This window comes from Amycolatopsis sp. WQ 127309, assembly GCF_023023025.1.
Classification (GTDB): domain Bacteria; phylum Actinomycetota; class Actinomycetes; order Mycobacteriales; family Pseudonocardiaceae; genus Amycolatopsis.
On record NZ_CP095481.1, the window covers coordinates 7,672,347 to 7,696,811 of the forward strand.

Annotated in this window: 33 protein-coding genes; 12 read left to right on the plus strand and 21 right to left on the minus strand. The window is 71.4% G+C overall.

What is annotated here, in order from left to right; genetic code table 11:
• Nucleotides 1-117 precede the first annotated feature (117 nt).
• A complete protein-coding gene (locus tag MUY22_RS34580; protein ID WP_247051375.1) occupies nucleotides 118-1,323 on the plus strand; it encodes a cytochrome P450 in 1,206 nt (401 codons plus the stop codon).
• Between the two features lie 19 nt (nucleotides 1,324-1,342).
• On the opposite strand, the gene lexA is transcribed toward MUY22_RS34580, so the two are convergent.
• Nucleotides 1,343-1,999 carry a transcriptional repressor LexA gene (gene lexA, locus MUY22_RS34585; RefSeq protein WP_247051376.1) on the minus strand — a complete coding sequence of 219 codons (657 nt, stop codon included), beginning with the start codon at nucleotides 1,997-1,999 and terminating at the stop codon, nucleotides 1,343-1,345.
• A 286-nt stretch (nucleotides 2,000-2,285) separates the two neighbouring features.
• On the opposite strand from lexA, the gene MUY22_RS34590 reads away from it, so the two are divergent.
• Entirely contained in the window at nucleotides 2,286-2,804 is a 519-nt protein-coding gene (locus MUY22_RS34590; protein WP_247051377.1) for a lytic polysaccharide monooxygenase auxiliary activity family 9 protein, read from the plus strand.
• Nucleotides 2,805-3,145: 341 nt separating this feature from the next.
• Entirely contained in the window at nucleotides 3,146-3,502 is a 357-nt protein-coding gene (locus MUY22_RS34595; RefSeq protein WP_247051378.1) for a hypothetical protein, read from the plus strand.
• Here the strand turns inward: MUY22_RS34595 and MUY22_RS34600 are convergent.
• A complete protein-coding gene (locus tag MUY22_RS34600) occupies nucleotides 3,451-4,887 on the minus strand; it encodes an NAD(P)/FAD-dependent oxidoreductase (protein ID WP_247051379.1) in 1,437 nt (478 codons plus the stop codon). The two genes, MUY22_RS34595 and MUY22_RS34600, sit on opposite strands and share 52 nt — an antisense overlap.
• Nucleotides 4,888-5,135: 248 nt before the next feature.
• Between MUY22_RS34600 and MUY22_RS34605 the strand changes: the two genes are divergently transcribed.
• Complete coding sequence (locus MUY22_RS34605) at nucleotides 5,136-5,684, plus strand: cysteine hydrolase family protein (protein ID WP_247051380.1); 549 nt, start codon at nucleotides 5,136-5,138, stop codon at nucleotides 5,682-5,684.
• On the opposite strand, the gene MUY22_RS34610 is transcribed toward MUY22_RS34605, so the two are convergent.
• The 3 genes from MUY22_RS34610 to MUY22_RS34620 all read right to left on the minus strand — a co-directional run bounded on the left by MUY22_RS34610 (nucleotide 5,681) and on the right by MUY22_RS34620 (nucleotide 6,912).
• On the minus strand, nucleotides 5,681-6,025 hold the full coding sequence (locus MUY22_RS34610) for a hypothetical protein (protein WP_247051381.1): 345 nt from the start codon (nucleotides 6,023-6,025) through the stop codon (nucleotides 5,681-5,683). The two genes, MUY22_RS34605 and MUY22_RS34610, sit on opposite strands and share 4 nt — an antisense overlap.
• 102 nt (nucleotides 6,026-6,127) lie before the next feature.
• Entirely contained in the window at nucleotides 6,128-6,514 is a 387-nt protein-coding gene (locus MUY22_RS34615) for a DUF4383 domain-containing protein (protein WP_247051382.1), read from the minus strand.
• On the minus strand, nucleotides 6,511-6,912 hold the full coding sequence (locus MUY22_RS34620; RefSeq protein ID WP_247051383.1) for a hypothetical protein: 402 nt from the start codon (nucleotides 6,910-6,912) through the stop codon (nucleotides 6,511-6,513). The genes MUY22_RS34615 and MUY22_RS34620 overlap by 4 nt, the downstream gene beginning before the upstream one ends.
• Nucleotides 6,913-7,060: 148 nt before the next feature.
• Between MUY22_RS34620 and MUY22_RS34625 the strand changes: the two genes are divergently transcribed.
• Nucleotides 7,061-8,017 (plus strand): DMT family transporter, encoded by a 957-nt coding sequence (locus MUY22_RS34625; protein WP_247051384.1) that lies wholly within the window; start codon nucleotides 7,061-7,063, stop codon nucleotides 8,015-8,017.
• 157 nt (nucleotides 8,018-8,174) lie between these two features.
• Here MUY22_RS34625 and MUY22_RS34630 read toward each other — a convergent pair whose 3' ends face one another.
• On the minus strand, nucleotides 8,175-8,855 hold the full coding sequence (locus MUY22_RS34630) for a TetR/AcrR family transcriptional regulator (protein WP_247051385.1): 681 nt from the start codon (nucleotides 8,853-8,855) through the stop codon (nucleotides 8,175-8,177).
• 68 nt (nucleotides 8,856-8,923) lie between these two features.
• Between MUY22_RS34630 and MUY22_RS34635 the strand changes: the two genes are divergently transcribed.
• Nucleotides 8,924-10,033 (plus strand): NAD(P)/FAD-dependent oxidoreductase, encoded by a 1,110-nt coding sequence (locus MUY22_RS34635; RefSeq protein WP_247051386.1) that lies wholly within the window; start codon nucleotides 8,924-8,926, stop codon nucleotides 10,031-10,033.
• Nucleotides 10,034-10,048: 15 nt separating this feature from the next.
• On the opposite strand, the gene MUY22_RS34640 is transcribed toward MUY22_RS34635, so the two are convergent.
• Nucleotides 10,049-10,747, minus strand: a complete 699-nt coding sequence (locus MUY22_RS34640) for a TetR/AcrR family transcriptional regulator (protein WP_247051387.1) — start codon at nucleotides 10,745-10,747, stop codon at nucleotides 10,049-10,051.
• On the opposite strand from MUY22_RS34640, the gene MUY22_RS34645 reads away from it, so the two are divergent.
• Genes MUY22_RS34645 through MUY22_RS34655 form a run of 3 tightly spaced genes read left to right on the plus strand, consistent with a single transcriptional unit; the run spans nucleotide 10,629 to nucleotide 12,370 of the window.
• A complete protein-coding gene (locus MUY22_RS34645; protein WP_247064252.1) occupies nucleotides 10,629-10,889 on the plus strand; it encodes an SDR family oxidoreductase in 261 nt (86 codons plus the stop codon). The genes MUY22_RS34640 and MUY22_RS34645 overlap by 119 nt on opposite strands.
• Nucleotides 10,890-10,908: 19 nt before the next feature.
• Entirely contained in the window at nucleotides 10,909-11,358 is a 450-nt protein-coding gene (locus MUY22_RS34650; protein WP_247051388.1) for a MerR family transcriptional regulator, read from the plus strand.
• A 22-nt stretch (nucleotides 11,359-11,380) separates the two neighbouring features.
• A complete protein-coding gene (locus MUY22_RS34655; protein ID WP_247051389.1) occupies nucleotides 11,381-12,370 on the plus strand; it encodes an NAD-dependent epimerase/dehydratase family protein in 990 nt (329 codons plus the stop codon).
• Here the strand turns inward: MUY22_RS34655 and MUY22_RS34660 are convergent.
• The 9 genes from MUY22_RS34660 to MUY22_RS34700 form a co-directional block, all read right to left on the minus strand.
• Complete coding sequence (locus MUY22_RS34660) at nucleotides 12,359-13,321, minus strand: amidohydrolase family protein (protein ID WP_247051390.1); 963 nt, start codon at nucleotides 13,319-13,321, stop codon at nucleotides 12,359-12,361. The genes MUY22_RS34655 and MUY22_RS34660 overlap by 12 nt on opposite strands.
• 116 nt (nucleotides 13,322-13,437) lie before the next feature.
• The gene (locus tag MUY22_RS34665) at nucleotides 13,438-13,806 is read right to left on the minus strand and encodes a cupin domain-containing protein (RefSeq protein ID WP_247051391.1); all 369 of its coding nucleotides are present in this window, start codon (nucleotides 13,804-13,806) and stop codon (nucleotides 13,438-13,440) included.
• Nucleotides 13,806-14,420: a TetR/AcrR family transcriptional regulator gene (locus MUY22_RS34670; RefSeq protein ID WP_247051392.1), complete on the minus strand. Its 615-nt coding sequence runs from the start codon at nucleotides 14,418-14,420 to the stop codon at nucleotides 13,806-13,808. Before MUY22_RS34670 ends, MUY22_RS34665 begins: the two co-directional genes overlap by 1 nt.
• A gap of 116 nt (nucleotides 14,421-14,536) precedes the next feature.
• Entirely contained in the window at nucleotides 14,537-15,145 is a 609-nt protein-coding gene (locus MUY22_RS34675; protein ID WP_247051393.1) for a DUF3558 domain-containing protein, read from the minus strand.
• Nucleotides 15,142-15,870, minus strand: a complete 729-nt coding sequence (locus MUY22_RS34680; RefSeq protein ID WP_247051394.1) for a hypothetical protein — start codon at nucleotides 15,868-15,870, stop codon at nucleotides 15,142-15,144. The genes MUY22_RS34675 and MUY22_RS34680 overlap by 4 nt, the downstream gene beginning before the upstream one ends.
• Nucleotides 15,871-15,872: 2 nt before the next feature.
• Nucleotides 15,873-16,238, minus strand: a complete 366-nt coding sequence (locus MUY22_RS34685) for a hypothetical protein (protein ID WP_247051395.1) — start codon at nucleotides 16,236-16,238, stop codon at nucleotides 15,873-15,875.
• Nucleotides 16,235-16,540: a hypothetical protein gene (locus tag MUY22_RS34690; RefSeq protein WP_247051396.1), complete on the minus strand. Its 306-nt coding sequence runs from the start codon at nucleotides 16,538-16,540 to the stop codon at nucleotides 16,235-16,237. Before MUY22_RS34690 ends, MUY22_RS34685 begins: the two co-directional genes overlap by 4 nt.
• Nucleotides 16,537-16,971, minus strand: a complete 435-nt coding sequence (locus MUY22_RS34695; RefSeq protein ID WP_247051397.1) for a YbaB/EbfC family nucleoid-associated protein — start codon at nucleotides 16,969-16,971, stop codon at nucleotides 16,537-16,539. Before MUY22_RS34695 ends, MUY22_RS34690 begins: the two co-directional genes overlap by 4 nt.
• Before the next feature lie 140 nt (nucleotides 16,972-17,111).
• Nucleotides 17,112-17,570, minus strand: a complete 459-nt coding sequence (locus MUY22_RS34700; RefSeq protein WP_247051398.1) for a M15 family metallopeptidase — start codon at nucleotides 17,568-17,570, stop codon at nucleotides 17,112-17,114.
• Nucleotides 17,571-17,657: 87 nt separating this feature from the next.
• Here MUY22_RS34700 and MUY22_RS34705 point away from each other — a divergent pair, with 87 nt between their 5' ends.
• A complete protein-coding gene (locus tag MUY22_RS34705) occupies nucleotides 17,658-18,332 on the plus strand; it encodes a response regulator transcription factor (RefSeq protein WP_247051399.1) in 675 nt (224 codons plus the stop codon).
• Nucleotides 18,325-19,425 carry a HAMP domain-containing sensor histidine kinase gene (locus tag MUY22_RS34710; protein ID WP_247051400.1) on the plus strand — a complete coding sequence of 367 codons (1,101 nt, stop codon included), beginning with the start codon at nucleotides 18,325-18,327 and terminating at the stop codon, nucleotides 19,423-19,425. Before MUY22_RS34705 ends, MUY22_RS34710 begins: the two co-directional genes overlap by 8 nt.
• 124 nt (nucleotides 19,426-19,549) lie before the next feature.
• On the opposite strand, the gene vanX is transcribed toward MUY22_RS34710, so the two are convergent.
• From vanX to MUY22_RS34730, 4 genes are all read right to left on the minus strand, one after another.
• Entirely contained in the window at nucleotides 19,550-20,158 is a 609-nt protein-coding gene (vanX, locus tag MUY22_RS34715) for a D-Ala-D-Ala dipeptidase VanX (RefSeq protein WP_247051401.1), read from the minus strand.
• Nucleotides 20,155-21,186, minus strand: coding sequence for a D-alanine--(R)-lactate ligase (vanA, locus tag MUY22_RS34720; protein ID WP_247051402.1), 1,032 nt, complete (start codon nucleotides 21,184-21,186; stop codon nucleotides 20,155-20,157). Before vanA ends, vanX begins: the two co-directional genes overlap by 4 nt.
• Nucleotides 21,183-22,154 carry a D-isomer specific 2-hydroxyacid dehydrogenase family protein gene (locus MUY22_RS34725; RefSeq protein WP_305879384.1) on the minus strand — a complete coding sequence of 324 codons (972 nt, stop codon included), beginning with the start codon at nucleotides 22,152-22,154 and terminating at the stop codon, nucleotides 21,183-21,185. Before MUY22_RS34725 ends, vanA begins: the two co-directional genes overlap by 4 nt.
• Before the next feature lie 142 nt (nucleotides 22,155-22,296).
• Entirely contained in the window at nucleotides 22,297-23,145 is an 849-nt protein-coding gene (locus MUY22_RS34730) for a helix-turn-helix transcriptional regulator (RefSeq protein WP_247051404.1), read from the minus strand.
• Nucleotides 23,146-23,278: 133 nt separating this feature from the next.
• On the opposite strand from MUY22_RS34730, the gene MUY22_RS34735 reads away from it, so the two are divergent.
• Nucleotides 23,279-24,040 carry an SDR family NAD(P)-dependent oxidoreductase gene (locus MUY22_RS34735; protein WP_247051405.1) on the plus strand — a complete coding sequence of 254 codons (762 nt, stop codon included), beginning with the start codon at nucleotides 23,279-23,281 and terminating at the stop codon, nucleotides 24,038-24,040.
• Here MUY22_RS34735 and MUY22_RS34740 read toward each other — a convergent pair.
• Complete coding sequence (locus MUY22_RS34740; RefSeq protein WP_247051406.1) at nucleotides 24,037-24,453, minus strand: nuclear transport factor 2 family protein; 417 nt, start codon at nucleotides 24,451-24,453, stop codon at nucleotides 24,037-24,039. The genes MUY22_RS34735 and MUY22_RS34740 overlap by 4 nt on opposite strands.
• Nucleotides 24,454-24,465: the final 12 nt, after the last annotated feature.

Consider the following 24,465-nt stretch of genomic DNA (forward strand, 5'->3'; position numbering starts at 1 on the left):
GCAGCCTTCGGTTGACTGCTGACGTACTGACGGCGCACCACGAGGAGGATGCACGGTGGTCCTCGGCTGGAACACGCCCAAGCAGACCCGCGCCCGCGTCCACTGTGGAGGAACCGGATGACCAGCACGCTCGGGATCCCGGAGTTCCCGATGACCCGCGCCGCGGGCTGCCCGTTCGACCCGCCGCCCGCCGCGCGCGCGTTGCAGGAGGAGGCTCCGCTCAAGCGGGTGAAGCTGTGGGACGGCTCCACGCCGTGGCTGGTGACCCGCTACGCCGAGCAGCGCACACTGCTGGCCGACCCGCGGGTCAGCGCCGACATCTCCCGGCCCGGGTACCCGAGCCCCGCGCCGCTGCCGAAGGGTGGCAGCGGCATCAGCTTCATCCTGATGGACAACCCCGAGCACGCCCGGCTGCGGCGGATGGTCACGGCGCCGTTCACCATCCGGCGCACCGAGAAGCTGCGCCCGGCGGTGCAGCGGATCGTCGACGACCAGCTCGACGTCCTGCTGGCCGGCCCCAACCCGGTCGACCTCGTCGAGGCGTTCGCGCTGCCGGTGCCGTCGCTGGTGATCTGCGAGCTGCTCGGCGTGCCCTACGCCGACCACGGCTTCTTCCAGGAGAACAGCAAGGTCATCATCCGCCGGGACGCGAAGCCCGAGGAGCGCGCCGCCGGGCACCGGGCGCTCATCGGCTACCTCGACGAGCTGATGGGCCAGAAGCTGGCCGAACCGGCCGACGACCTGCTGTCGGGGCTCGCCACCCGCGTCAACGCGGGGGAGCTGACCCGGGTGGAGGCGGCCCAGATGGGCGTCCTGCTGCTCATCGCCGGGCACGAGACCACGGCGAACATGATCGCGCTCGGCACGCTGGCCCTGCTGGAGCACCCGGACCAGCTGGAGCTGCTGCGGGAGACCGACGACCCGAAGCTGGTCGCCTCGGCCGTCGAAGAACTGTTGCGCTACCTGAACATCACGCACAACGGCCGGCGCCGCCTCGCGCTGGAGGACATCGAGATCGCCGGCGAGACCGTGCGCGCGGGTGAGGGCATGATCATGGCGAACGACATCGCCAACCGCGACCCGGACGTCTTCCCGGACGGCGACCGCCTCGACCTGAGCCGCGACGCGCACCGGCACATCGCGTTCGGCTTCGGCGTCCACCAGTGCCTCGGCCAGCCGCTGGCCCGGCTGGAGCTGCAGGTCGTCTACAGCACGCTGTACCGCCGGATCCCGACGCTCGCGCTGGCCACCGAGGTCGGCAAGGTCCCGTTCAAGCACGACGGGTCGGTCTACGGCGTGTACGAGCTGCCCGTCACCTGGTGAAGTCGGCCCGGGGCTGCGGTCAGAAGCTGCGCAGCACCGAGACCACCGTGCCGAGGATGACGGCGCGGTCGCCGTCGATGACCTCGTAGGCCGGGTTGCGGGGCTCGAGGTAGACGTGGCCGTCGCGCCGGCGGAAGACCTTGACCGTGGCCTCCTCGTCGATCATCGCCGCGACGATCTGACCCGAGTGAGCTTCGCTCTGCTGCTTGACCACGACGATGTCGCCGTCGCAGATGGCGGCGTCGATCATCGAGTCGCCGCGCACGCGCAGGCCGAAGACGGTGCCGCGGCCGGTGAGGTCGCGGGGGAGGTTCAGGACGTCGTCGACGTGCTCCTGGGCCGCGATCGGCGTGCCGGCCGCGATGTCGCCGACCACCGGCACGGCGACCGAGTCGGCGTTCTCGCGGGGGCCGCTGTCGCGCAGGAACGCGCGCACGTCGAGCTGGCGCGCGACCGAGCCGCCGCGGCTCAGGAAGCCCTTGTCCTCCAGGGCCGCCAGGTGCTTCGACACCGACGACGAGGACCGCAGCCCGACGATCTCCGCGATCTCCCGGCTGCTCGGCGAGTAACCGTGGTGGACCACGCAGTCCCGGATCGCCACCAGGATCCGTTGCTGCCGCTCGGGCAGGGCGGTGGAGTCCAGGTGCTCGAACGGATCGACGTCGTAGGTGGTCACGGGCGGAATCCTAGTGGTAGGCGCGGCGCGCGCCGCCGCCCGGTCCGGTCCGCCACGATCGGGTGAGTCCCGTTCAGTGGAACATTCCCGAATGGTTGGCGCCTTACCAACATGACTTGAGAGTTGCCACCTGTTGACCCATGTCCGATTCCATCGTATGGTCTAGACCACAAATTTCCTTCGCTCGAACACCTTCCCGGTGCGGGCGGGCCTCCCAGCGGGGTCCGGACCGCGGCTTCGCCGTGCCCGGCGGCGGGAAGGCGAGCCCGTCCCCGAAGGAGCTGGTATGAAAGCGAACCGAAAACTGGTCGCGGCCGCCGCGGGTGTGCTGCTGGCGCCGGTGCTGGTGCTGGTCAACCCGGCCGGCATCGCGAGCGCGCACGGCTACGTCGACTCTCCGGCCAGCCGGCAGGCGCAGTGCGCCCAGGGCACCGTGTCCTGCGGGGAGATCAAGTACGAACCGCAGAGCGTCGAAGGCCCGAAGGGGCTGACCTCCTGCAACGGCGGCAACGCGCAGTTCGCAGAGCTCAACGACGACAACAAGGGCTGGAACGCCGCCCCGGTCGGCCGGTCGGTGACGTTCACGTGGACCTTCACGGCCCGCCACAGCACGGCGAGCTACGACTACTACATCGGCAGCGAGAAGATCGCGAGCGTCCCGGGCAACAACCAGCAGCCACCGGCCACCGTTTCGCACCAGGTGGATCTGGGTGGCCACACGGGACGCCAGACGGTCCTCGCGGTCTGGAACATCGCGGACACCGCGAACGCGTTCTACGCCTGCATCGACCTGCAGGTGAGCTGAGCCCCGGGCCGCCCGGGAGCGCGCGGCTCCCAGGCGGCCCGGCCAGTAGGCTCGCGGGGCGGACTTGTCCGTGACCGGCGCCCTGCTCGACGGCCTCGGCACCCGGGGACGGTACTTCGTGCAGGCCCAGGGAATCCGGCTCGCCCTGCCGTCGATCGAGCCGTACCGGGAGAAGTGGCTCCCGCTGGGTATTCCGGCGGCGGAGATCGACCGGGCCGTCGCCTTCCACGACCGCTGGGCGGCCTGCTCCTGCCACCCGCGCCGGCCTGCGACGGTGGTCCGCGGTACTTCTCGGGCGACTGCCCTTCGGCTTCCTGATCGGGCCCGCCGGCGAGTTCGGGGTGGACGGTGACCGCTGGGCGCCGCTGCACGAGACGGTCGAAGGCCGGGTCGAATCCCTGGCCCTGGCCCACCACGCGTCGGTGTCCGCGGCCCGGATCACCCGGATCACCCGGCTCACCGGCGACGCGCTCGACGACCTCGACCTGACCGGCTGCGCGCCGGTGCCCGAGGTCGCCGGCCTGGCCGACACCTGGTGGCGCGTTACACGTGAGAAGCCGAGGCCTGCGGCTTCCCGTCGCACCGCACCGCTCTGGTCTACTCGGGATTCGGGGACGCGGACCTGCGCGGCATCGGCTGACCGGGCTCAAGCCGCCGCGAGTTCCACGAAAGCTCGTACGCCGGATTCGAGGGCGTAGCTCATCGAACCGCCGTTGGGCTCGTAGCTCGTGTGCTCGCCGGCGAAGTGGATGCGGCCCTCGGGGGCGCGGATCGCGGGCATCAGCTTGCCGTGGCCGCGTTCGGGCAGCACGTACGAGCCCTCGATCCACGGCTGGTGGTCCCAGACCACCGACACGCCCAGCTCGTAGTGCTCCCGCGTGCCGGGGAACATCGTCTCGACGTGCTCCAGCACGAAGTTCAGCCGTTCCTCCTCCGACATCGCCGCGACCGCCTTCGACCGCCAGCCGGTCATGAGCACCTCCAGGATGCGCCGCGGGCCCGGCTGGCTCGCCGTCGCGTCGCGGACCCAGCGCACCGGCAGATCGGTGGACACGCTCACGTTGCGGCCCTCCCAGAACTGCCGCCGCACCTGCAGGTAGACGCGCACGATCGACGCGTACCGCAGCCGCCGCACCACGTCGATCTTCGCCTCGGACAGCCCGGCGTGGCTGACGTCGACGTGGCGCATCGCGCTGAACGGCACGGTGACGACGACCCGCTCGGTGGTCACTGTGGCGAGGCGGCCGTGGTCGAGGTAGGTGACCGTGACGGCGTCGTCGTCCTGCTCGAGGCGGACAACCGGGCTGCGGTAGCGGATCCGCTCGCGCAGTCCGTCCGCAAAGGACTGTGGCAGCACGTCGGTGCCGCCCGCGATCTTGCCCCAGCCGTCCACTTCGCCCAGTAGTGACCGGTGTCCGCTTTCGTGCCGCAGCCACGACAACGCCGACGCCGAGCGCAGGTCACCGCCGCGCATCTCCAGGAACAGCGGCTCCATCAGGTCGATCGCCGCCTGCGACGCGCCCCGGCCGCGCAGCACCTCCTGCACCGACGCGCGATCGAGGTGTTCCAGCTCCGCCGGCGGAGCCCAGTCCGGTGCCGCCAGGTCGGGGCCGAGCTCCTCGGCCACCGCGGTGACGTACCGCTCGATCATGTCGGTGACGCTCATGCCGCGTTCGTGCTCGGCGAGCGGCAGCCCCGCCGCGGCCAGTGAATCCGGGTCGGCGCGCACGAACTCGCCGTTGACGAAGTAGGAGAAGTCCTGGTCCAGCAGGTCGGACCGGTCCAGCTCGACGCCGAGGAGCTTCCGGTAGTGCGTCACGTAGTCGCAGTGCGGCGTCACCGTCATCGCGCCGGCTTCGGCGCGCAGGCCGTCGGCGAACGGGCTCCGCAGCGTGAACGCGCGGCCACCGGGGCGTTCGGATGCCTCCAGCACCGTGACGTCGCAGCCGGCGCGGTGCAGTTCGTGCGCGGCGGCCAGCCCGGCGAGCCCGGCCCCGACGACGACCGCCGACCGCGGCGGCCGCAGCCGCGGAAACCCCTCGTCGAGCTGCCGCCGCACTTCGGAACGCGTGATTTCTCGCATCTGTACCAGCCCCAAACGATTGCCCCCAAGAAACCATAGTAAGCAGCGATCGGGGGCGGCTGTCAACGCCGTGTCCGGAAACCTTTAGTGCGCAAGCATTACTCGAAATATGTCGATGCGCTCTGGTTTGACTGGGACGGTCAGCGGGAAACCATCGGCCGTGCGGGTGGACCCGTCCGGTGGTCGCGCGGCGGCACCACTAGACTTCAAGTAATCACTTGATGACTTAACGCACGAAGGGGCCGACGGTGGCCAAGCACGCTCTCCTCGTCATGGATGTCCAGCCGGTCGTCGTGGACCGGTACCCCGATCCCGCCTACCTGCCCCGCCTGCGCGAGGCGATCGAGGCCGCCCGGGCGAGCGGCACGCCCGTGATCTACGTCGTCGTCGGGTTCCGCCCCGGATTCCCGGAAATCAGCTCCCGCAACAAGATGTTCGGCGCGCTCGCGGGTTCCGGGGCGCCGTTCGACGAGAAGCTCACTCAGGTGCACCCGGACGTCGCCCCCGAAGCCGGCGACGTCGTCGTCACCAAGCGCCGGGTCAGCGCGTTCGCCGGCAGCGACCTGGACGTCGTGCTGCGGGCGGGCGGCATCGACCACCTGGTCCTCACCGGGATCGCCACCAGCGGCGTCGTGCTGTCCACCCTGCGCCAGGCGGCCGACCTCGACTTCGGCCTCACCGTGCTGGCCGACGGCTGCCTCGACGCCGACCCCGAGGTGCACCGCGTGCTGACCGAGAAGGTGTTTCCGGGCCAGGCGGACGTCACGACCGTCGCCGGGTGGGTCGCCGCCCGCTAGCGCGGCGGGTACTGCTGCTGCATCGGCGGGTAGGCGGGCACCGGCGCGGCGGGCCGGGGAGCGCGCTGGCTGCCGATCAGGACGAAGATCGCGCCGCAGATCGCGATCCCGGCGCCGGCGACGGTCAGCGCCAGGTCGCCGGTGATCTCGGCCTGCGTCTCCGGCAGCGACCCGACGCTGTAGTCGCACCGCTGCTCGCTGTTCTGCGCCGAGCAGGTCCAGTCCGACGAGCCCGAGGTGGGGTCGTCGGCCAGGTTCAACGCGGTGACCGCGCCGGTCACCAGCAACGCCATTCCGGCCACGAACAACAGCGCCCCGAACACCGCCGAGAGGATCCGCACGAGTCCCGCACCTTCCGTTCCCTGATCGATCGCGGTGATCGTAAGCACCTCCGCTCGGGCGAGGAGGCGACTTCGGGGAATCGGCCCGGATCGTGATCGGTGCTACCCGGTCGCGCGGCCCCGCGTCACGACCCCTGCGGCGAGCACGACCGTGCCGAGGACGACGTGGAACAGGTGGTCGCCCGTCATCAGGTGCAGCGGCCCGACGTGCCACATGCGGTCGGCCACGGGATCGCCGAGCGCGAGACCGAGCGCGCCGAACACCAGGTACCCGCCGCCGAAGACGAGGCAGAACACCTTGGCCCCGCCGCGGAATCCGGCGTAGAGGGCGACCAGGCCGGTGCCGAAGTGCAGGAGCGTGTGCCAGCGGCTCGGCGTATCCGCCGAGAAGACCACGATCGGGCTGGTCGCGACAAAGAGGACACCGAGGATCCGGCAGGCCCACCGGGCGACGTTCGCGGTGCGGTGGCTCGCGGGCCGGACGGTCACGACACGACCGGCGGGACGGAAGCGAGCTCCCGGCGCCGGAACCCCTGCACGGCGGCGATGATCCCGGCGATCGCGGCGCCCCACAGGCCTGCGGCCATGACCGCGGTGCCGGCCGCGAGACCGGGGTTGCCCACGCCGAAGTTGCGCAGCACCAGTGCGACGCCGACGCCGCCGATCCACAACGAGATCAGCGTGGCCAGCAGCGGGCTCCACCACCACCTCGCGGTCAGCACGACGAGGGCGCCGAAGACGGCGATGATGATGATCCCGGGCGGGAACGCCGGGAACCTCCCCGGATCGGCGATCCATTGGATCACCAGGCCGATGACGCCGACACCGAGCCCCGCCAGGGCGATCCGGGCGGCGGTGGTGCGGCCGAGCACGTCGAGTCCAGTCATGCGGACAACTCTGTCGGCGCCCGGCGGTCCTGCCATCCGCGCTGACGCGTAACCGCGCCGTACGTTGCCCGACGTAGGCTCGTCATCCTCGCGCGGCGCGCACGTAAACCATTGTCCCGGGCGCGGGTTCCGGAGGCACACTGCGAACGTGGCCACAGTGGACGAATTCGCCCCGAGCCGGGCGCGCGCGACCGGGTTGAGCTTGACCTCGTGGGTGCTGTTCGCGAGCTCCGGCCCGGTCGCCAAGGCCGTGCTGTCGACGGGCTGGTCGCCGGCCGCGGTGACGGCGGTGCGGATCGGGCTGGCCGCGGTCCTGCTCGTGCCGGTGGTCGGTGTGCTGCGGCCGCGGGCGCTGCGGTTCCGCCGCGGCGACCTGTGGCTGCTGCTCGGCTACGGCGTGCTCGGCGTCGCCGGGGTGCAGCTGTTCTTCTTCGTGGCCGTGGCGCGGGTTCCGGTCGGCGTGGCGATGGTGCTGGTCAACCTGGCGCCCGCGCTGGTCGCGCTGTGGGTGCGGGTGGTGCGGCGCACCCGGCTGCCCGGGGCGGTGTGGCTGGGCATCGGGCTGGCCGTGGCCGGGCTGGCGCTGGTCGCGCAGATCTGGCCGGGCACCCGGCTGGACCTGCTGGGCATCGCGGCCGGACTCGGCGCGGCGATCTGCTCGGCCGGGTACTTCCTGCTCGGCGAACACGGCGCGAGCAGGCACGACCCGTTCGGACTGACGGCGGCCGGCCTGGCGATCGGCGCGGTCGTGGTGATGGCGGTCAGCCCGCCGTGGACGCTGCCCGCAGGGCTGTTGACCGCCCCGGCGGACCTGGGCGGCCTGCGGGTGCCGGTGTGGCTCGCGCTGGTGGCGCTGGCCGTGGCCGGCACCGTGCTGCCCTACCTGGCCGGGTTGCAGTCCTTGCGCGCGTTGCCTTCGGCCGTCGCGAGCGTGCTGGCGCTGGTGGAACCGCTCGTCGCCGCCGCGCTGGCGTGGCTGCTGCTGGGCCAGGCACTCGGCCCGGCCCAGGTGGCTGGGGCGGTCATGTTGCTTGCCGGTGCGGTGGTGGTTCAGGTGGCCGGCCCGAAGTCGGTGTCGGCGGGCGTCGATGTGGTCCGGACGTGAGCCAGGACGCGGCTCACTGGACGTGCTTGCCCAGGAAAGCGGCGATCTCGCGCGTGGCTCCGGCCGCCCCGGGCGGACCCTCGCCGGCCGCGGGGTATTCCGCGGCACCGGACGGTGATCGCACGCGTCCGTCCACAAGGGAAACGCCGCGCCCGCGTCACTTCGCGATGCGGGCCTCGATGCCGTCGAGCAGGAAGTCGAGGCCCATCCGGAAGGTCTCGTCGGCGTCCAGGTGGGCGGCGTCGCGCACCACCGTGGCGAGCGTGGGGTGTCGGCCGTCGGCGAAGGTGCGGACCAGGTACGGCCCGAGTGCGGCCTGCCAGCGCTTCTCGTCCATTCCGGTGGCCCGCTCGGCCCGCCGGGCGACGATCTCGCGGCGCACCGCGCCGGCCACGTACGCGTTGACCGCGGCGGCCGTCGGCATCACGGCGTCCAGGCCGACGGCGCCCAGCGCGGCCACCACCGTCTCGCCGTTGGCCAGTGCGTTCGGCCCGAGCTGCGGCCGGCCGCCCAGCAGGTCGGCGAACCACTCGTGCTCGTGGACGACGCGGCGCACGGCTTCGGCGTGCGATCGCAGCACCTCCCGCCAGCCGTCGCCGGCCGGCCGGATCTCGGCGTAGACGGCGTCGACCATCAGGTCGAGCAGCTCCTCCTTGCTCGCGATGTAGCCGTACAGCCGCATCGGGCCGACGTCCAGCTTCGCGGCGACCTTGCGCAGCGACACCGCGTCCAGGCCGTCCGCGTCGGCCAGCCCGATCGCCGCGCGCACGATCCGCTCCCGGCTCAACGGGGCGAGCACCGGTCGATCCGGCGGTTCCGGCCGTTCCCACACCAACATGCCGCAGACGATACATCGCATGATGAGATACGCTGTATCTGTCAATACACTGTATCGAAGGGGGGCCGATGACCATCGCCATCGTCGGAGCCGGTCTTGGTGGCCTGGCTCTCGCCCGGGTGCTGCACGTGCACGGCATCGACGCCGTCGTCTACGAACGCGAGCCGTCACGCGACGCGCGCGGCCAGGGCGGCATGCTCGACATCCACTCCGGCCAGCGGGCGCTGCACGAGGCCGGCCTGATCGACGGGTTCCACGCGATCGCCCGCGGTGAAGGCCAGGACATGCGCCTTCTCCAGCCGGACGGCACCCTGCTGCTCCAGGAGGACACCCCCGACGACGCGCCGCTCCTGCGCCCCGAGGTCGACCGCGCCGACCTGCGCGACCTGTTCCTGGACGCCCTCCCGGAAGGCGTGGTGCGCTGGGGGCACGCGTTCGAGTCCGCCGGCAACGGCGTGCTGCGCTTCACCGACGGCCGCAGTACGACGTACGACCTGCTGGTCGGGGCGGACGGCGCGCAGTCGCGGGTCCGCGCGCTGCTGACCGACGCCCGCCCGGCGCACATCGGCCAGAACATCGTCGAGGTCGGCATCCCCGACATCGACCGCACGCACCCCGGCCTCGCGACGATGGTCGGACGCGGCAACTACTGGGTGTTCGGCGACGGGCTCTCCCTGGCCGCGCAACGCAACGGCGACGGGCGGGTCCGCATCGGCCTCAGCTTCTACAACACCGGCGAGGACTGGATCGCGACCTGCGGGATCCCGTTCGACGACCCGGCCGCCGCCCGGGCGCGGCTGATCGACCTGCTCGCCGGCTGGGACCCGCGGATCACCGCGCTGATCGCGGCCTGCGACGACACGGTCGTGGCGCGCGCGATCACCACACTCCCCGCCGGCCTGACCTGGCCGCCGGCGCCGGACGTCACGCTGATCGGCGACGCCGCGCACCTGATGCCGCCGGTGGGGGAGGGCGCGAACATGGCGCTGCTCGACGGCGCTTTGCTGGGCCTCGCGCTGGCCGCGCACCCGGGTGACTTTCCCGCCGCCATCGGGGAGTACGAACGCGAGATGTACGAGCGCACCAGCGCGGCCGCCCGGATGTCCGCGGGCATGCAGGAGCTGCTGATGTCGCCGGACGCGGCCGAGCGGCTGCTCGCGTTCTTCCAGCCCGGCTGAAGGAAACGGCGCCGGTCAGACGGGCGGCCAGTTCCGCGGGGCGACGTCGGCCACCTGCTGCAGCTCGTCGTGGCCGGCGCCGCCCGCGGCCTGGACGGCGATGCCGTTCGCCACCGTCATGACGTACCGGGCGAGCAGCTCCGGATCGGCGTCCGGGGGCAGGTCGCCGTCGTCGACGGCCCGCCGGAACCGGTCGCGCAGGTGCGCGCGGCCCCGGTCGCGCCAGGCGGTGAGGAGGTCGCGAGCCGTCCGTCCGGCCTCGCCGGCGGCCAGCGAACCCTGGACGCTCAGGCAGCCGGGGTGGGTGCTCGTCGCGACCGAGCCGGCCAGGAACGTCGCGGCCACCTCCCGGGCGGTCGGTTGCCGCAACGCGCGGGCCACGTACGCGGCCGGGCCTTGCTCGTAGCGTTCGAGGACCTTGCGGAACAGGTCTTCTTTGTTGCCGAAGGCCGCGTACCTGCTCGTTTTCGTGATGCCCATGGCGGCGGTCAGGTCGGCCAGGCTCGCGCCTTCGCAGCCCTGCTCCCAGAAGACGGCCGGCCGCCGAAGGAGCGCACGTGCGCTGCCGCTGCTCAACGACGGCGCGTCGGTGATCCTGAACGCCTCCACCGCCGCCGACAACGGCACCCCGGCGTTCGGCCTGTACGCGGCGTCCAAGGCCGCCGTCCGGTCGTTCGCGCGGACCTGGGTCCGCGAGCTGGCGGGCCGGGGCATCCGCGTCAACGCCGTCTCGCCGGGGGCCGATCGACACCAACGGGATCACCGAGCTGGTCGGCGCGGAGAACGCGGACGACTGCAAGGCGAAACTGGGTGGCGACATCGCAGATCTGACCCGCGCTTGACTTCAAGCACTTGAGGTTCTGCAAGCTGGTCCCATGGCAGCACGAGTCGCGGGTGAACAGGTCCGGCTGACGATCCTGGAGGCGTCGCGGCGCAGCGGGCTGAGCGAGCCCACCTTGCGCTACTACGAGCAGATCGGGCTGATCGGCCCGGTGCCGCGGGACCCGAGCAGCGGGCACCGCCGGTACGACGCGGCGGTCATGGACGTCCTCGACTCGCTGGGCTGCCTGCGTTCGGCGGGCCTGCGGGTCGAGGACCTGCGGCGGTACCTGGACCTGCTGAGCCGCGGGGACGCGGTGGCCGCCGAGCAGCGTGAGCTGTTCGACCACCACGCCGACCGGCTGGAAGCCGAGATCGAGCGGCTGACGCTGCGGCTGGAGTACCTGCGCCTGAAGGCGCGGCTGTGGGACGCCCGCGACCGGGGCGACACCGCCGCGGCGCAGGGCCTGATCCCGCGGCTCGTGGGCCTGATCGAACGATTCTGACCTCACTGCGAAGGACACCCGAATGAACGACGACATCCGGCCGGCCGACACGCTCGTGCTGGTCACCGGCGGCACCGGCCACCTCGGCGGCCACAGCATCACGCGGTTGCTGGCCGACGGCTACCGCGTCCGCACCACCGTGCGTGATCTCGGCCGGGCGGCCGGCTCCGCCGCGTCGGAGGTGGTGCAGGCCGATCTCGGTGCCGACGACGGCTGGGCCGCGGCGACCGACGGCGTCGACTACGTGCTGCACGTGGCGTCGCCGTTCCCGCCCGGCGCGCCGGAGGACGACGACGAAGTGATCCGCCCGGCCCGCGACGGCGCCGTGCGGGTCCTCGCCGCCGCCCGGGAGGCCGGCGTCCGGCGGGTGGTGCTGACGTCGTCGTTCGCCGCGGTCGGCTACAGCGCCGCGCCCCGCGAGGAGTACACCGAGGCCGACTGGACCGACCCCGCCGACCCGAACAGCGCCTACGTCCGGTCGAAGGTCATCGCCGAACGCGCGGCCTGGGACCAGGTCCGGTCGGCGGGCGGCCCGGAACTGGCCGTGATCAACCCGACGGGCATCTTCGGCCCGGTCTCCGGCGGGCGCCTGTCGTCGTCGGTCGGGCTGGTGCGGGCGGTGCTGGACGGCGCGATGCCGGTGGTGCCGCCGGTGTCGTTCGGGGTCGTCGACGTCCGCGACGTCGCCGACCTGCACGTCCGGGCGATGACCCACCCTCAGGCCGCGGGCGAGCGGTTCCTCGCCACGGCGGGCGCGTCGATCAGCTTCCTGGACCTGGCCCGCATGGTCGGCGGGCCCGGACTGTCCACTATGGAGCTGACCGCCGAGCGGGTGCGGGCGGCCGCCGAAACCGACCCCGCCATGCGGGAAGCGGCGGCCCGCCTGGGCCGGGTCCCGGTCATTCGCACCACGAAGGCCCGGACCGTGCTGGGCTGGCGGCCCCGCCCGGTCGAGGAGACCGTGGCCGACACCGTCCGCAGTCTCACGGCCGCTCCGGCGTTACGCGGGTAAGCCGAGCAGCCGGGCCGCGGTGCCGCCGAGAATGGCCGTCTCGACGTCGGCGTCCTGCACGGTTTCACCGATGTAGGTGACGTTCTCGCGCAGCTCGTCGCCGAGCGAGTAGGGCGAGTCGGAGCCGAGCACCAACGTCTCGGCGCCCAGCGTCTCGACGGCGCACCGCAGCGCGTGCGGGTTCCGGTTCGACGTGTCGTAGTGGAACCGGCGTAGGTGGTCGCCGACCGGGCCGTCGAGGTGGACGTCGGGGGAGCGCGCCACGACGCCGGTGGCCCGGTCGATCCGGGCCAGCAGGAAGGGGATCGTGCCGCCCATGTGCGGCACGATGAACCGGATCGCCGGGTAGCGGGTGGTGACGCCGGACAGCACGAGCCGCAGCGCGGCGAGGGTGTCTTCGAACGGGGCGCCGACCACCCAGTTCAGGTTGTAGGCCCGCAGCGCCATGCCGGTGTCGCCGACGGGGTGCAGGAAGACCACGGCGGCCCGGCGGTCGAGCTCGGCCCAGAACGGTTCGAACGCCGGATCGTCGAGCGGGCGCCCGGCCACCGAGCACCCCAGCGCGATGCCCAGCACCCCGGGGATGCCCAGGCAGCGGCCCGTTTCCTCGATCGCGGCGTCGACGTGCGGGAGCGGCACGCTGCCGAACACGGCGAACCGATCGGGGTGTTGCCGGGCGAGGTCGGCGTAGATGTCGTTGGTTTCCCGGGCGGCCGTGACGGCGTTCCGCGCGTCGGCCACGTACGGCAGGAGGTTGGCCGGGGACAGCACCTGCAGGTCGATCCCGGCCTGGTCGAGCTGCGCGACCAGGTCAGCGGCCGAGAACCCGGCGCCGGGGGCGCGCGACCGCGTCATCCGGGCCCGGTCCTCGTCGATGAGGCGGGCGGCCATCTCGATGAACGCGTCCGGGAAGTAGTGCGCGTGGACGTCGATCCGCTGGTGGCCGGTCATCGCGGCCGGGAGCCGTCCAGCATCCTGGTGGCGTCCTCTTCGGACACCGGCGTCGTGGCGTACTTCGCCATGAGGCCCGCCATCGCCCGGGGCGTCGGCCGCCCGGAGTTGATCAGCTAGGCCAGATCGCGGAAGTACTGGACGTACAGGTCGGGCGAGAAGGTCGTCATGAGCACCGCGGGCTCGTCGGTGACGTTGGCGAAGGTGTGCGGCACGCCGGGCGGCACCATCACGAGCGTCCCGGCCGGCGCGTCGTGCGTGGTCTCGCCGACGGTGAACCGGATCGAGCCCGAAATGATGTAGAAGCCCTCGTCGTGCTGGGCGTGCCAGTGCTGTTCCGGGCCGTCGGTGTGCGGGTCGACGACCAGCTCCGCCAGCCCGAGCCGGTGCTCGGTGGTGCTGCCGTCTTCGAGGATGCGCATCCGGGTTCCGCGCAGGACGACGACTTCACCCTGATCAGGTCCGACGATCGACGGCTGAGGCATCACTTGCCACCTTCCGGTGTGGGGGTTTCGAGCAGCTTGCGCAAGGCATCGCGGGTCGCGCGCACGACCGCGGCGCGGTCGAGGCCGGGCTGGTAGACGGAGCGGACGATGAGCCCCTGGAAGAGCGCGGCCACGGCCCCGGCCCGCTCGGCCGCCGCCCGCCGGCTCAACCCGGGCAGCCGAGCGGAAACGGCCGCGGTCAGCCGTTCGCTCGCGACGTCGTCGGCGGCGTGCAGCTTGGCGGCGATCTGCGGGTTGCGCGCGGCCTCGGCCAGGATCTCCAGCCACAGGGCCAGCCGCTCGCGTTCGAGGACGCGCCGCACCTCGTTCTCGAGCTGTGCCACAACGCTTTGCTCGTCACCGGCGGGTTGCGACAACCCGGCCAGAGCGCCGGGCCGCTGCGCCATCTCCCGGTCGACGAGGGCCTCGATGATGGCGTCCTTGTTCTCGAAGTAGTGGTAGATGTGCCCGACGCTCATCCCGGCCCGCCGAGCCAGCTCACCCATGCTCGAGCCGTGGAACCCCCGCTCACCGAACAGGACGGCGGCCGCGGTCAGCACCTGCTCACGCCTCGCTTGCCCGCGCGCCTCGGGTTTGGTGGCGTTCTCCGGCACAGCGACCTCCACGGAACCGGCGCTCGACCTGCGCCGGTGAGATCACGTTAGCATAGATCGAACGTTCATTCTAAATTTGTGTCGCGACTTCGGCGGGTTCCGGCCTGCTCGGCGCGTCAGCTCTGCCGGAGGTTGCCGATCACGAGTTCGGCCATCTTCGCGACGCCGCCGCAGCGGTCCTCGTCCCAGTAGCTGCCGGGTAGATCCTTGCCCTGGATGTCGAAGGTGAGCATCTGCTCTTCGGTGGCCTGCACGGAAACGGAGCACTCATCGGTGTGCCCGAACACGTGGTAGACGACCGCCGGAAGGCCGTCGACGGACGTCTCGGTCCACGGCTCCAGCTTGCCGTCCTCCTTCAGGGGCGAGGCCGCCAGTTCGTCGAGGGTCTTCGGGCTCTCGATCGGCTTCGCCGCCGACATGAGCGCCCCGCCGCGGTTCGTCCAGGAACAGCCGAACGCGGGCGGGACGGTCTGCCGGTTCGCGCGGACGTCGTCGGGCGGATCGGCCACCACGGCGGCGACTTGGTCCTTGGTGAGCAGAGCGCACGGGTCCGAGTCGAACTTCGCCAGTTCGACCGGCCGGTCGACCTGGGCGAGCGGCAGCGGCGCACCGGTCCGAGCCGGAGCCGGCGGCTGGGAGAGCAGGCGTTCCGGCTTTGCCGGCCCGCACGCACTGAGCAGACCGGTGGCGAGGATCGCGATGCCGAGCATCGGCAAGCACTTCACGCCGGCACCGCCGTCGGGTCGATGCGCCACTGCTTCTCGTTGTCCATTCCGGAGTTCCCGGGCATCTCGGGGATGTCCGGGAAGTCGGTGTTGCCCTGCACCAATGCGGTGGCCTGCTTGGTGAACCCGCCCAACGTGGTCTGGGCTTGCGCGAACAGCCCGACGACTCCCTGGACGAGAGCGGAGAACGCGTCGACCACGGTGTCCAGGACCTCTTTGGACGTGAAGATGTCGACGATGGGGATCTCCGCGGTCAGGATCGCGATGATCGTCTTGTAACCCAGCTTGCCCAGTTCGACGGCGCACGTTCCGATGAACTCGATGGCCTTGCTGTAGGTCTCGATCACGCAGCCGGCGATTTCGGAGAGAACGCCGGACATGCTCGCGACCACGTTCTGCTGGCTTTCGAGCGCTTTCCCGACCCGCCCCGCGTAGGTGGTGAACTGGGCGGCGCCGCGGCCGCTCCAGGTGCCGCTCACGGCCTGAACGGCATCGTCGATGTCGTCGCCGGCGTCCGCGAGGGTGTGGTTCTTCGCGAACTCCATGGCCAAGCCCTGGACCTGGACCGCGTTGCCCAGCAGATTGTTCCGGACGTCCGCCAGCAGGTCGAGGATGTCGACCCGGCCGAGGAGCTGCGCGATCTGCCGGACCTTCCCGTCGGCTTCTTCCGGATAGGGCTGCGGCGCCGCGGCCGGGTTCGGCGGGACGACTGTCGGTGTGGTCATGGTCAGTTCAGCCCCTTTTCCTGGTCACGCAACCGCTTGAAGTCCTCTTCGTCCTGGGTTTCGTAGTAGTCGGCGGCTTTGTCCAGCGCTTCCGCGAACCGTCCCAGCTGCACCGCACCCTTGTCGGTCTTGTCGCGGATGCCGCCGAGGGCGTCGTTGAAAGCCCTGACGACGTTCGCCCGGACCCCCAGCATCCCGACGTCGTCGTCGCGAAGGACCATCTGCGACAGGTCGTCGTCGCCGAACTTCACGACCTTGTCGCGCGCGGCGAAGATGTCGTCGGTCGCCGCCCGCAAGGCTTCGGGGTAGACCTCGAAGCCCGAACCGGCCGCGGCGTTGCCGAGGGGGTTGAAGTTGCCGGTGCTCATCGGGCCTCCCGTGCCGCGTCGTCGACCATGCCCTTGCGGCGGGCCGAAGCCGCCGACTCGGCGTTGTCGATCGCACGCAGGACGTGCGCCGCCAGACTGGCGCCGGACTGCCCGAGGACCGCGTCACGAGCGAGGTCCACCGAAACCAGGCCGCCCGATCCGTCCACCGTCACACTGCCGAGGCCCGCGCCGATGGTCAGGACCAAAGGCAGGTTGTCCCCGGTCTGTGCCGCCTGCTCCACAGCCGCGACTCGCGCGTCGATCTCTTTCGCGAGGTTGTAGAGCTTCTGTTCGCTGTTCACCAGCGCGCACCTCCCGAGTCCGGCTCGTCGGTCAGGAAGTCGAGCTCCTCGAAGTTCTCCTCCTCGGCCGGCGCGACCGGCCGGCGGACGGGCTCCGGAGCGACCGGTTGCCGCGGCGGCAGGAGCCCGGTGGCCGGCGGAGGTGCCGATGGCTTGCCGAACAACGCGTTCAGCTGCGGCAGCGACGCGGAGCGTGCCTCGTTTCGTGCGTTTCGGACAGCCTCGACGATGGCGAGGCCCAGCTTCTGCGCGTGTGCGCCGTGCAGCGCCCGGTCGTCGATCCGCAGGTCGACGAGCTTTCCCTGGCCGGTGACGACCGCGGTCACGGGCTGCTCGGCCGACCTCGCGATGTGCCGGGCGGCCGCGAGCCGCGCGTCCAGTTCAGCGGCTTGCTGCTGCATCAACCGGAGATCGTGGTGTGGTGCGGTCATGACCGCAGCACGGCGTCGAACATCCATCCCCCTACTCCAGGTCCCGTCGTCATGACGGAACGTGCCCGTGAAGCACCCTACTGCGGGACGGGGACGAGGCAATCAGGCCCTGAAGACCGACACGGCGCACGTGCTGATCATCACCGCATCCGCGGGTCGTGGGACGGGTCGGGGTACATCGGCGGGCAGCCTTCCTCGACGGCTTCCGGGCGTAGTTCGTAGTGCCAGGGTTCGTTGCGGTAGATCTGGCACAGCCCGTACCTCGCGCCGTGCTCGGACAGCCACCTCCTGGCTTCCGCGGGGCCGATGTCGACCGCGTCTCCCGAGACGTGGGCCGACGTCGACGGGGTGGCTACCCAGCGGGCGGCTTCCCGCTCCGAGCCGTACTTCGCGACCGCTTCCCGGCGTAGCCGTTCCTGGTACTCCGGGGAACGCCAGCCGCCGTTGACGGCGAACTCGATGCCCGCTTCCTTCGCGGCTCGGCGCAGGGCTCCGCGCAGTGCGGGATCGAGGTTGGCCACGGCCGGGACGTCGTCGTCGAAGACCGTTACCGGCGCCGGGACCGCGCCGTGCGCCCGGGCTTGTTCGCTGGTGGACATGCCTTCAGCCAAGGCACTTCGGTGTTGCCGGCCCGTACGGCGTTTTCGATAGGCCGGCGATAGGCGCCGGCTCGTAGCATCGGGCTCATGCGTGTGCTGATCGTCGAGGACGAGCCCTACATGGCCGTGGCCATCCGCGACGGGCTGCGGCTGGAGGCGATCGCCGCCGACATCGCCGGTGACGGCGACACCGCGCTGGAGCTGCTGGGCGTCAACTCCTACGACATCGCCGTCCTCGACCGCGACATCCCCGGGCCCTCCGGCGACGAGATCGCCGAGAGCATCGTCGCCTCCGGCAGCGGCATGCCGATCCTCATGCTCACCGCCGCGGACCGGATCGACGACAAGGCGTCCGGGTTCGAGCTCGGCGCCGACGACTACCTCACCAAGCCGTTCGACCTGCGCGAGCTCGTCCTGCGGCTGCGGGCGCTCGACCGCCGCCGCGCGCACGCCCGGCCGCCGGTCCGTGAGATCGCGGGCCTGCGGCTGGACCCCTTCCGCCGCGAGGTCTACCGGGACGACCGGTACGTCGCGCTCACCCGGAAGCAGTTCGCCGTGCTCGAGGTGCTCGTCGCGGCCGAAGGCGGGGTCGTCAGCGCCGAAGACCTGCTGGAACGGGCGTGGGACGAGAACGCCGACCCCTTCACCAACGCCGTCCGCATCACCGTCTCGGCCCTGCGCAAGCGCCTCGGCGAACCCTGGATCATCACCACCGTGGCCGGCGTCGGCTACCGCATCGACGCGGGAGGGGACCGTGGCTAGGCAGCCGGGGCTGAGCGTCCGGGTCAAGCTCACCCTCAGCTACGCCGGGGTCATCCTGCTCGCCGGGGCCCTGCTGCTCGCGGTCGTGTGGGTTTTCCTGCTGCGGTACGTCCCCGAGGTGATCGAGGCGCCGCCCGGCCGGCTCGGCTCGATAGCCGTACCCGACCGCTCGGACCTGCTGGCCGCGTTCGCACCGAAGGCCGCCGTCGCGTTGCTGTTCCTGCTGGTCTTCGGCCTCCTGGGCGGCTGGCTCCTCGCCGGCAGCATGCTCGCGCCGCTGACCCGCATCACCAACGCCACCCGCCTGGCCACGAACGGCTCGCTGTCCCACCGGGTCCAGCTGGAAGGCCGGGAAGACGAGTTCCGCGAGCTCGCCGACGCCTTCGACACCATGCTCGCGCGGCTCGAAGCGCACGACGCCGAGCAGCAGCGGTTCGCGGCCAACGCGTCCCACGAGCTGCGCACCCCGCTGGCGATCACGCAGACGCTCCTCGACGTGGCGCGCAAGGACCCGGACCGCGACGCCGGTGAGCTCGTCGAGCGCCTCCACTTCGTCAACACCCGGGCGATCGACCTCACCGAAGCGCTGCTCATGCTCAGCCGCGCCAACCGGCGGTCCTTCAGCCGGGAGCACGTCGACCTGTCGCTCGCCGCGGAAGAGGCCGCGGAAACGCTGCTGCCCCTTGCGGAAAAGCACGGCGTCACCATCGAGACTTCCGGTGACCTGGCCCGCACGACCGGCTCGCACGCGCTCCTGCTGCAGCTGACGACGAACCTGGTGCACAACGCGATCGTCCACAACGTGCCGGACCGGGGCACCGTGTCGGTGACGACCGGGGTCCGCCGCGGAACCGTCGTGCTCACCGTCGAGAACACCGGCGAGCAGCTCACCCCGCAGGTGCTCTTGACGCTGGCCGAACCGTTCCAGCGCGGCACCGCCCGCGTCCACGGCGAGCACACCGGCGTCGGCCTCGGCCTGGCCATCGTCAAGAGCATCACCCAGGCCCACGACGGCAGCCTCACCCTCACCGCCCGCCCCGGCGGCGGGCTCCGCGTCACGGTGCAGGTCCCGGCCGCGTCACCCGGTGGATGACGGCGTCGGCGGCGACGCCAACGCCTCGCCGGTCGCCCGCAACGCCGGCGCGACGGTGAGCACGTGGGTCGTCGGCCGGTTGGCCACGCCGGGCCGGGCGTTCGCCCAGTGACCGACGACCCGGCTAGACGATGGGGAAGTCGAAGTACCGGTCCGGATGCGGTTCGTCCTTCAGCGTGTAGTGCCACCACTCGGACTCGTACGCGGTGAACCCGCAGGACTCCATGATGGACCGGAGGTGGCGGCGGTTGGCCGCGTCGGCCGGTGCGACGCCCGGCGCGTCGTGGTGCGAGAGCACGTCCATCAGGTCGTGGCCGCCGCCCATCGCCGCGAGCTCACCGGTGGCCAGGTGGTAGAGCGTCAGGTCGACGGTGCTGCCCCGGCTGTGGCCCGACTTGGCGGCCACGTAACCCTTTTCGAACATCTCGGCCCGGCCGATGTGGGGGTGGTGACGCGCCTTCGCCCGGCCGTCCTCCGGCTGGGCCGCCCAGCGCCGGAAGCAGTCGACGGCGCGTTGCGGGCGGTAACCGTCCCAGAGCAGCAGGCCGAAGCCGAGGGTCCCGGCCTTCTCCTGCGCGCTCTCCAGCGCGGCGCACAACGCCGTGGTGCCGACGATCCGGTTCGCCAGGTAGCCGTCCACGGGTTTGCCGGTGAAGTTGTCCCAGGTGGCGTACTTGGCGTCCCAGCGGATCCCGGGTACGTGCTCGTCCACGAAGACGAAGTCGCCGTTCATCGGTCTTTCCCGGTCAGGGCCAGCGACACGACCCGGTCGAGCACCTCGGCGAGCGGCAACCCGGCCGCCGCCATCATCCTCGGGTACCGGCTGTAGGAGGTCAGGCCGGGCAGGGTGTTGACCTCGTTGAGGACCACGGTTCCGTCGCCGGTCAGGAACATGTCCACTCGCGACAGTCCCTTGCAGCCCAGCGCGCGGTAGATCGCCTTCGCCGTCTCCTGGACGAGCACGCGCGTTTCCGCCGGGATGTCGGCGGGCACGGTGATCGTCGAGTTCTCGGAACCACTTTCCGGCTCGCTCTCCTGGTGGATGCGGAAGAACCCGTGGGACAGCGAGATCCGGTCCACCTCGCCGACGGTCAGCTCGCCGTCGTTCCCCAGGACCGCGCAGCCGACCTCGCTGCCGGCGACGGCCTCCTCGATCAGCACCTTCGAGTCGTACTGCCGCGCGGTCTCCACCGCGGCGGGCAGGTCGTCCGGGCCGGACACCTTGCCGACGCCGAAGGACGACCCCGACCGGGCCGGCTTCACGAAGACGGGATAGGTGAGCCGGCCGGGGTCGGGCTGCTCGTTCGGCGGGACGATCCGGAAACCCGGCGTCGCGATGCCAGCGGCGCCGGCGACGACGTAGGCGAGCGACTTGTCCATGCACAGCGCGGAACCGGGGACGTCACAGCCGACGTACGGGATGCCGGACAGCTCCAGCAGACCCTGCAGTGCGCCGTCTTCGCCGTGCTTCCCGTGCAGCACGGGCAGCACGACGTCCAGGCCGATCGTCCGGTGGCGGCCGCCTTCCGGGACGACCAGCCCGCCGACGCTCCGGTCCGGCGACAGCACGGCCGGGCGGCAGTCACCGTCCTCCCAGTCCGGGCCCGGGCCGTCGCAGAGCCGCCATTCGCCGGCCTTCGTGATCCCGATCCAGAACGGTTCGTACTTCGTGGTGTCGAGGTGCTTCGCGACCTCCTGCGCGGACTTGACGGAGACGAGGTGTTCTTCGGAGATACCCCCGAAGATGATTCCGATCTTCATATCCAATGCTGCTTTCTGCTGGCGAAGTTCAGGCAGTTGACCAAGGAGTTTTCGACGGTGTCGCGCAGGGCGTGGTCCGTGTAGTAGGCGGTGTGCGGGCTGATGACGACGTTCGGCAGGTCCCGCAACCGCGTCAGCACACCGCTTTCGACGGGCTTGCCCCGGTGGTCTTCGTAGAAGATCCCGTCTTCGCCTTCGAGGACGTCCAAGGCCGCACCGCCCAGCCCGCCGCGTTCCAGCGCCGAAACGAGAGCCTCGGTGTCGAGCAGCGCGCCGCGGCCGGTGTTGACGACGTACGCGCCGCGTTTCATCTCCTCGATGCGCTCACGGCCGAGGAGGTGGTGCGTGTCGGCGGTGAGCGGGGTGTGCAGGGTGACGATGTCGCTGCGGCGCACCAAGTCGTCGAGCGGAACGTAGTCGGCCGACGTTTCGTGGCGGGTGTCGTAGGCCAGCACCTGGCTGCCGAAACCCCGCAGCCGGGCCATCACCGCCGCGCCGATGCGTCCGGTGCCGATGACCCCGACGGTCAGGTCGCGTAGTTCCTTCCCGCGGGTTTCGTTCAGCCGGTAGTCGTGGACGTCCGCGCGCCGGATGGTCGACCGGGCGCCCCGCACCGCCATCAACATCAGCATCAACGTGTAGTCGGCGACGCTGTCGGGGGAGTAGGAGACGGTCTCGACGGCGATGCCGACGCTCTCCGCGTAGGTCCCGTCGAGGTGGTTGCAGCCGATGCTCCTCGTGGAGATGTACCGCACGCCGGCCCGGCTGAGTGCGAGCAGGGTGTCGTCGGTGATCCGGGATTTGTGGCCCACGCTGACGCACCGGTTCCCGGACGCCAGGCCGGCAGTGGCTTCGGAGACGGCGTCCTCGGTGACGGTCAGGGTGACGCCGAAACGTGCCGCCAGCTCCCGGAACAGGACGGCTTCGTCGGGCTCGCACCCGTAGACCGTGATCCCCGGGCCCGGCACGGCGGCGAACGACCACGGCGCCCCCGGCCGGGTGCGGCGGCCGGCGGTGCGCGCCGGTTCGCTGTAGGTCATGCGGCCAGTCAACGCACGGCGCTGTTGCCGGCACGTATGCGGGAATCGATACGCCGGCGATATGCCGGGCTCAGGACCCGCTTTCCCGCAGCAGCCGGACTTTCGCCCAGGTCTCGTCGTCGGCCGGGGTGTAGGTGGTGAGCTTGAGCTCCGATCGCTCGCCGAGCCACAGCTGCGTGTAGTCCAGCGTGAGCAGGCCGACTTCGGGGTGCAGGTAGCGCTTCGTGAAGTTCTCCGGCGCCCGTACGTCGTGCTGCTCCCACAGGCGCACGAAGTCCGGGGAGCCCTGCCGCAGCCGTTTCACCAGGGTCTTCCGGCTGGAGTCGGCGGCGTGCGACGCCATGCCCGCGCGGAACCGGCCGGCCAGGCGCGTCGCGGCGTCCTCCCAGTCGAGGACCCGGGCCCGCCACCGCGGCGACGTGAACATGAGCAGCAGCAGGTTGCGGTCTTCGAACGGCACGTCGTCGAGCCCGCCGACCAAGTGCTCGTACGCGTGGTTGTAGGCGAGCAGATCGAACCGGGCGTTGATCACGGCGGCCGGGATCGGCTCCAGGTGCCGCACCATCACCAGCACGGCGTCCGGGATGGCCTTGCCGTCGCGGCTCATCGGCGGCGCGGGGTGACCGGCCAGCTCGTAGAGGTGGACGCGCTCGTACGGGTCGAGCCGCAGCGTGGTCGCGATCGCGGCCAGCACCTGGTCCGAGACGGTGATGTCCCGCCCCTGCTCCAGCCACGTGTACCAGGTCACGCCCATGCCCGCGAGGTACGCGACCTCCTCGCGGCGCAGCCCCGGGGTGCGCCGGCGGCCCGTGGGCGGCAGGCCGGCCTGCTCCGGGGAGAGGCGTTCCCGCCGGCTGCGCAGGAAGGCCGTCAGCTCTTGGCGCCGGACCTGGTCGTCGGCCGGCACGGACGTCGTCATGGGGCCACTCTGCCACCGCGCGAATCCGGGTGCCAGGTGGTGCGGATACCCCCATAAGCACACTCTGGCACCCGGATGACGCCGGGCGCAGAGTGGAGTTCAGTCATCCAGCACCACTCCGGAGGTCATCGCCATGTCCACCCCCTTGATGTCGACGGTCGCCCTGGTCACGGGGGCCAGCAGCGGCATCGGCCAGGCCACCGCCCGCCGGCTCGCGGCCCAGGGCGCCACCGTCGTGCTGGTCGCGCGTCGGCAGGACCGGATCGACGTCCTGGCCAAGGAGATCGCCGAAGACGGCGGCCGGGCTGTCGCGCTGGCCGCCGACCTGACCGACGCCGAGGCCGCCACCGGCGTCGTCGCCACCGCCGTCGAGCGGCTCGGCCGGCTGGACACCCTGGTCAACGCGGCGGGCGTGATGCTCACCGGCGACTCGCTCCGGGCCCCGCTGGACGAGTGGCAGCGGATGGTCGACATCAACGTCAACGGCCTGCTGTACGTCACGAAGGCCGCGCTGCCGCACCTCGTCGACGCCGCCGCCACCAGCCCGCGGCAGGTTGCCGACGTCGTCAACATCAGCTCGATCGCCGGCCGCTTCGTCATCCCCAACGCCGCCGTCTACAACGCGACGAAGTTCGGCGTCACCGCCGCCACCGAGGCGTGGCGGCAGGAGTTCGCGCGGCGCAACGTCCGCTTCGCCGTCGTCGAGCCGGGCCTCGTGGAGACCGAGCTGCAGAGCCACCAGCAGGCGGCCGTCCGCGAGGGCATGACGGCCCGGTTCGCCGACGTCGAACAGCTGCACGCGGACGACATCGCCGAGGCGGTCGCCTACGTCGTCACCGGCCCGCGCCGCCGGGCGGTGGCCGAGATCGTCATCCGGCCCACGGACCAGGTCTAGACGCCGCCCACGCTCGCCAGGGTTTCGGCCAGCACCAACGGGTTGAGGTAGTCGCGGTAGGAGACGACCAGGCCGTCCCGGACCCGGATCACCGCGATGATGGTCTGGTGCAGGGGTGCGCCGGTCGGGACGACGGTGCCGTGGACGTCGTACTCGACGATCACCACCTCCGGGTCCTTGGTCTCGTGGATCACCGTGTTGCGGTACTCCTCGAACCTGACGAGGCCGCGGGCCTGGGCGGTCAGGAACTCGCGGATCTGTTCGCGTCCTTCCAGGTGGTCGGGGACGCCGGCCGGGTGGTACGGCCATTCGATGCGGCCGTCCGGGGCGATCAGGCCGACGAACGTGTCGGTGTCCATCGCGAGGCCCGCGCGCAGGACCTGCTCGACGACTTCGCGTGCGGTGGCAGTCATGACTGCTCCATT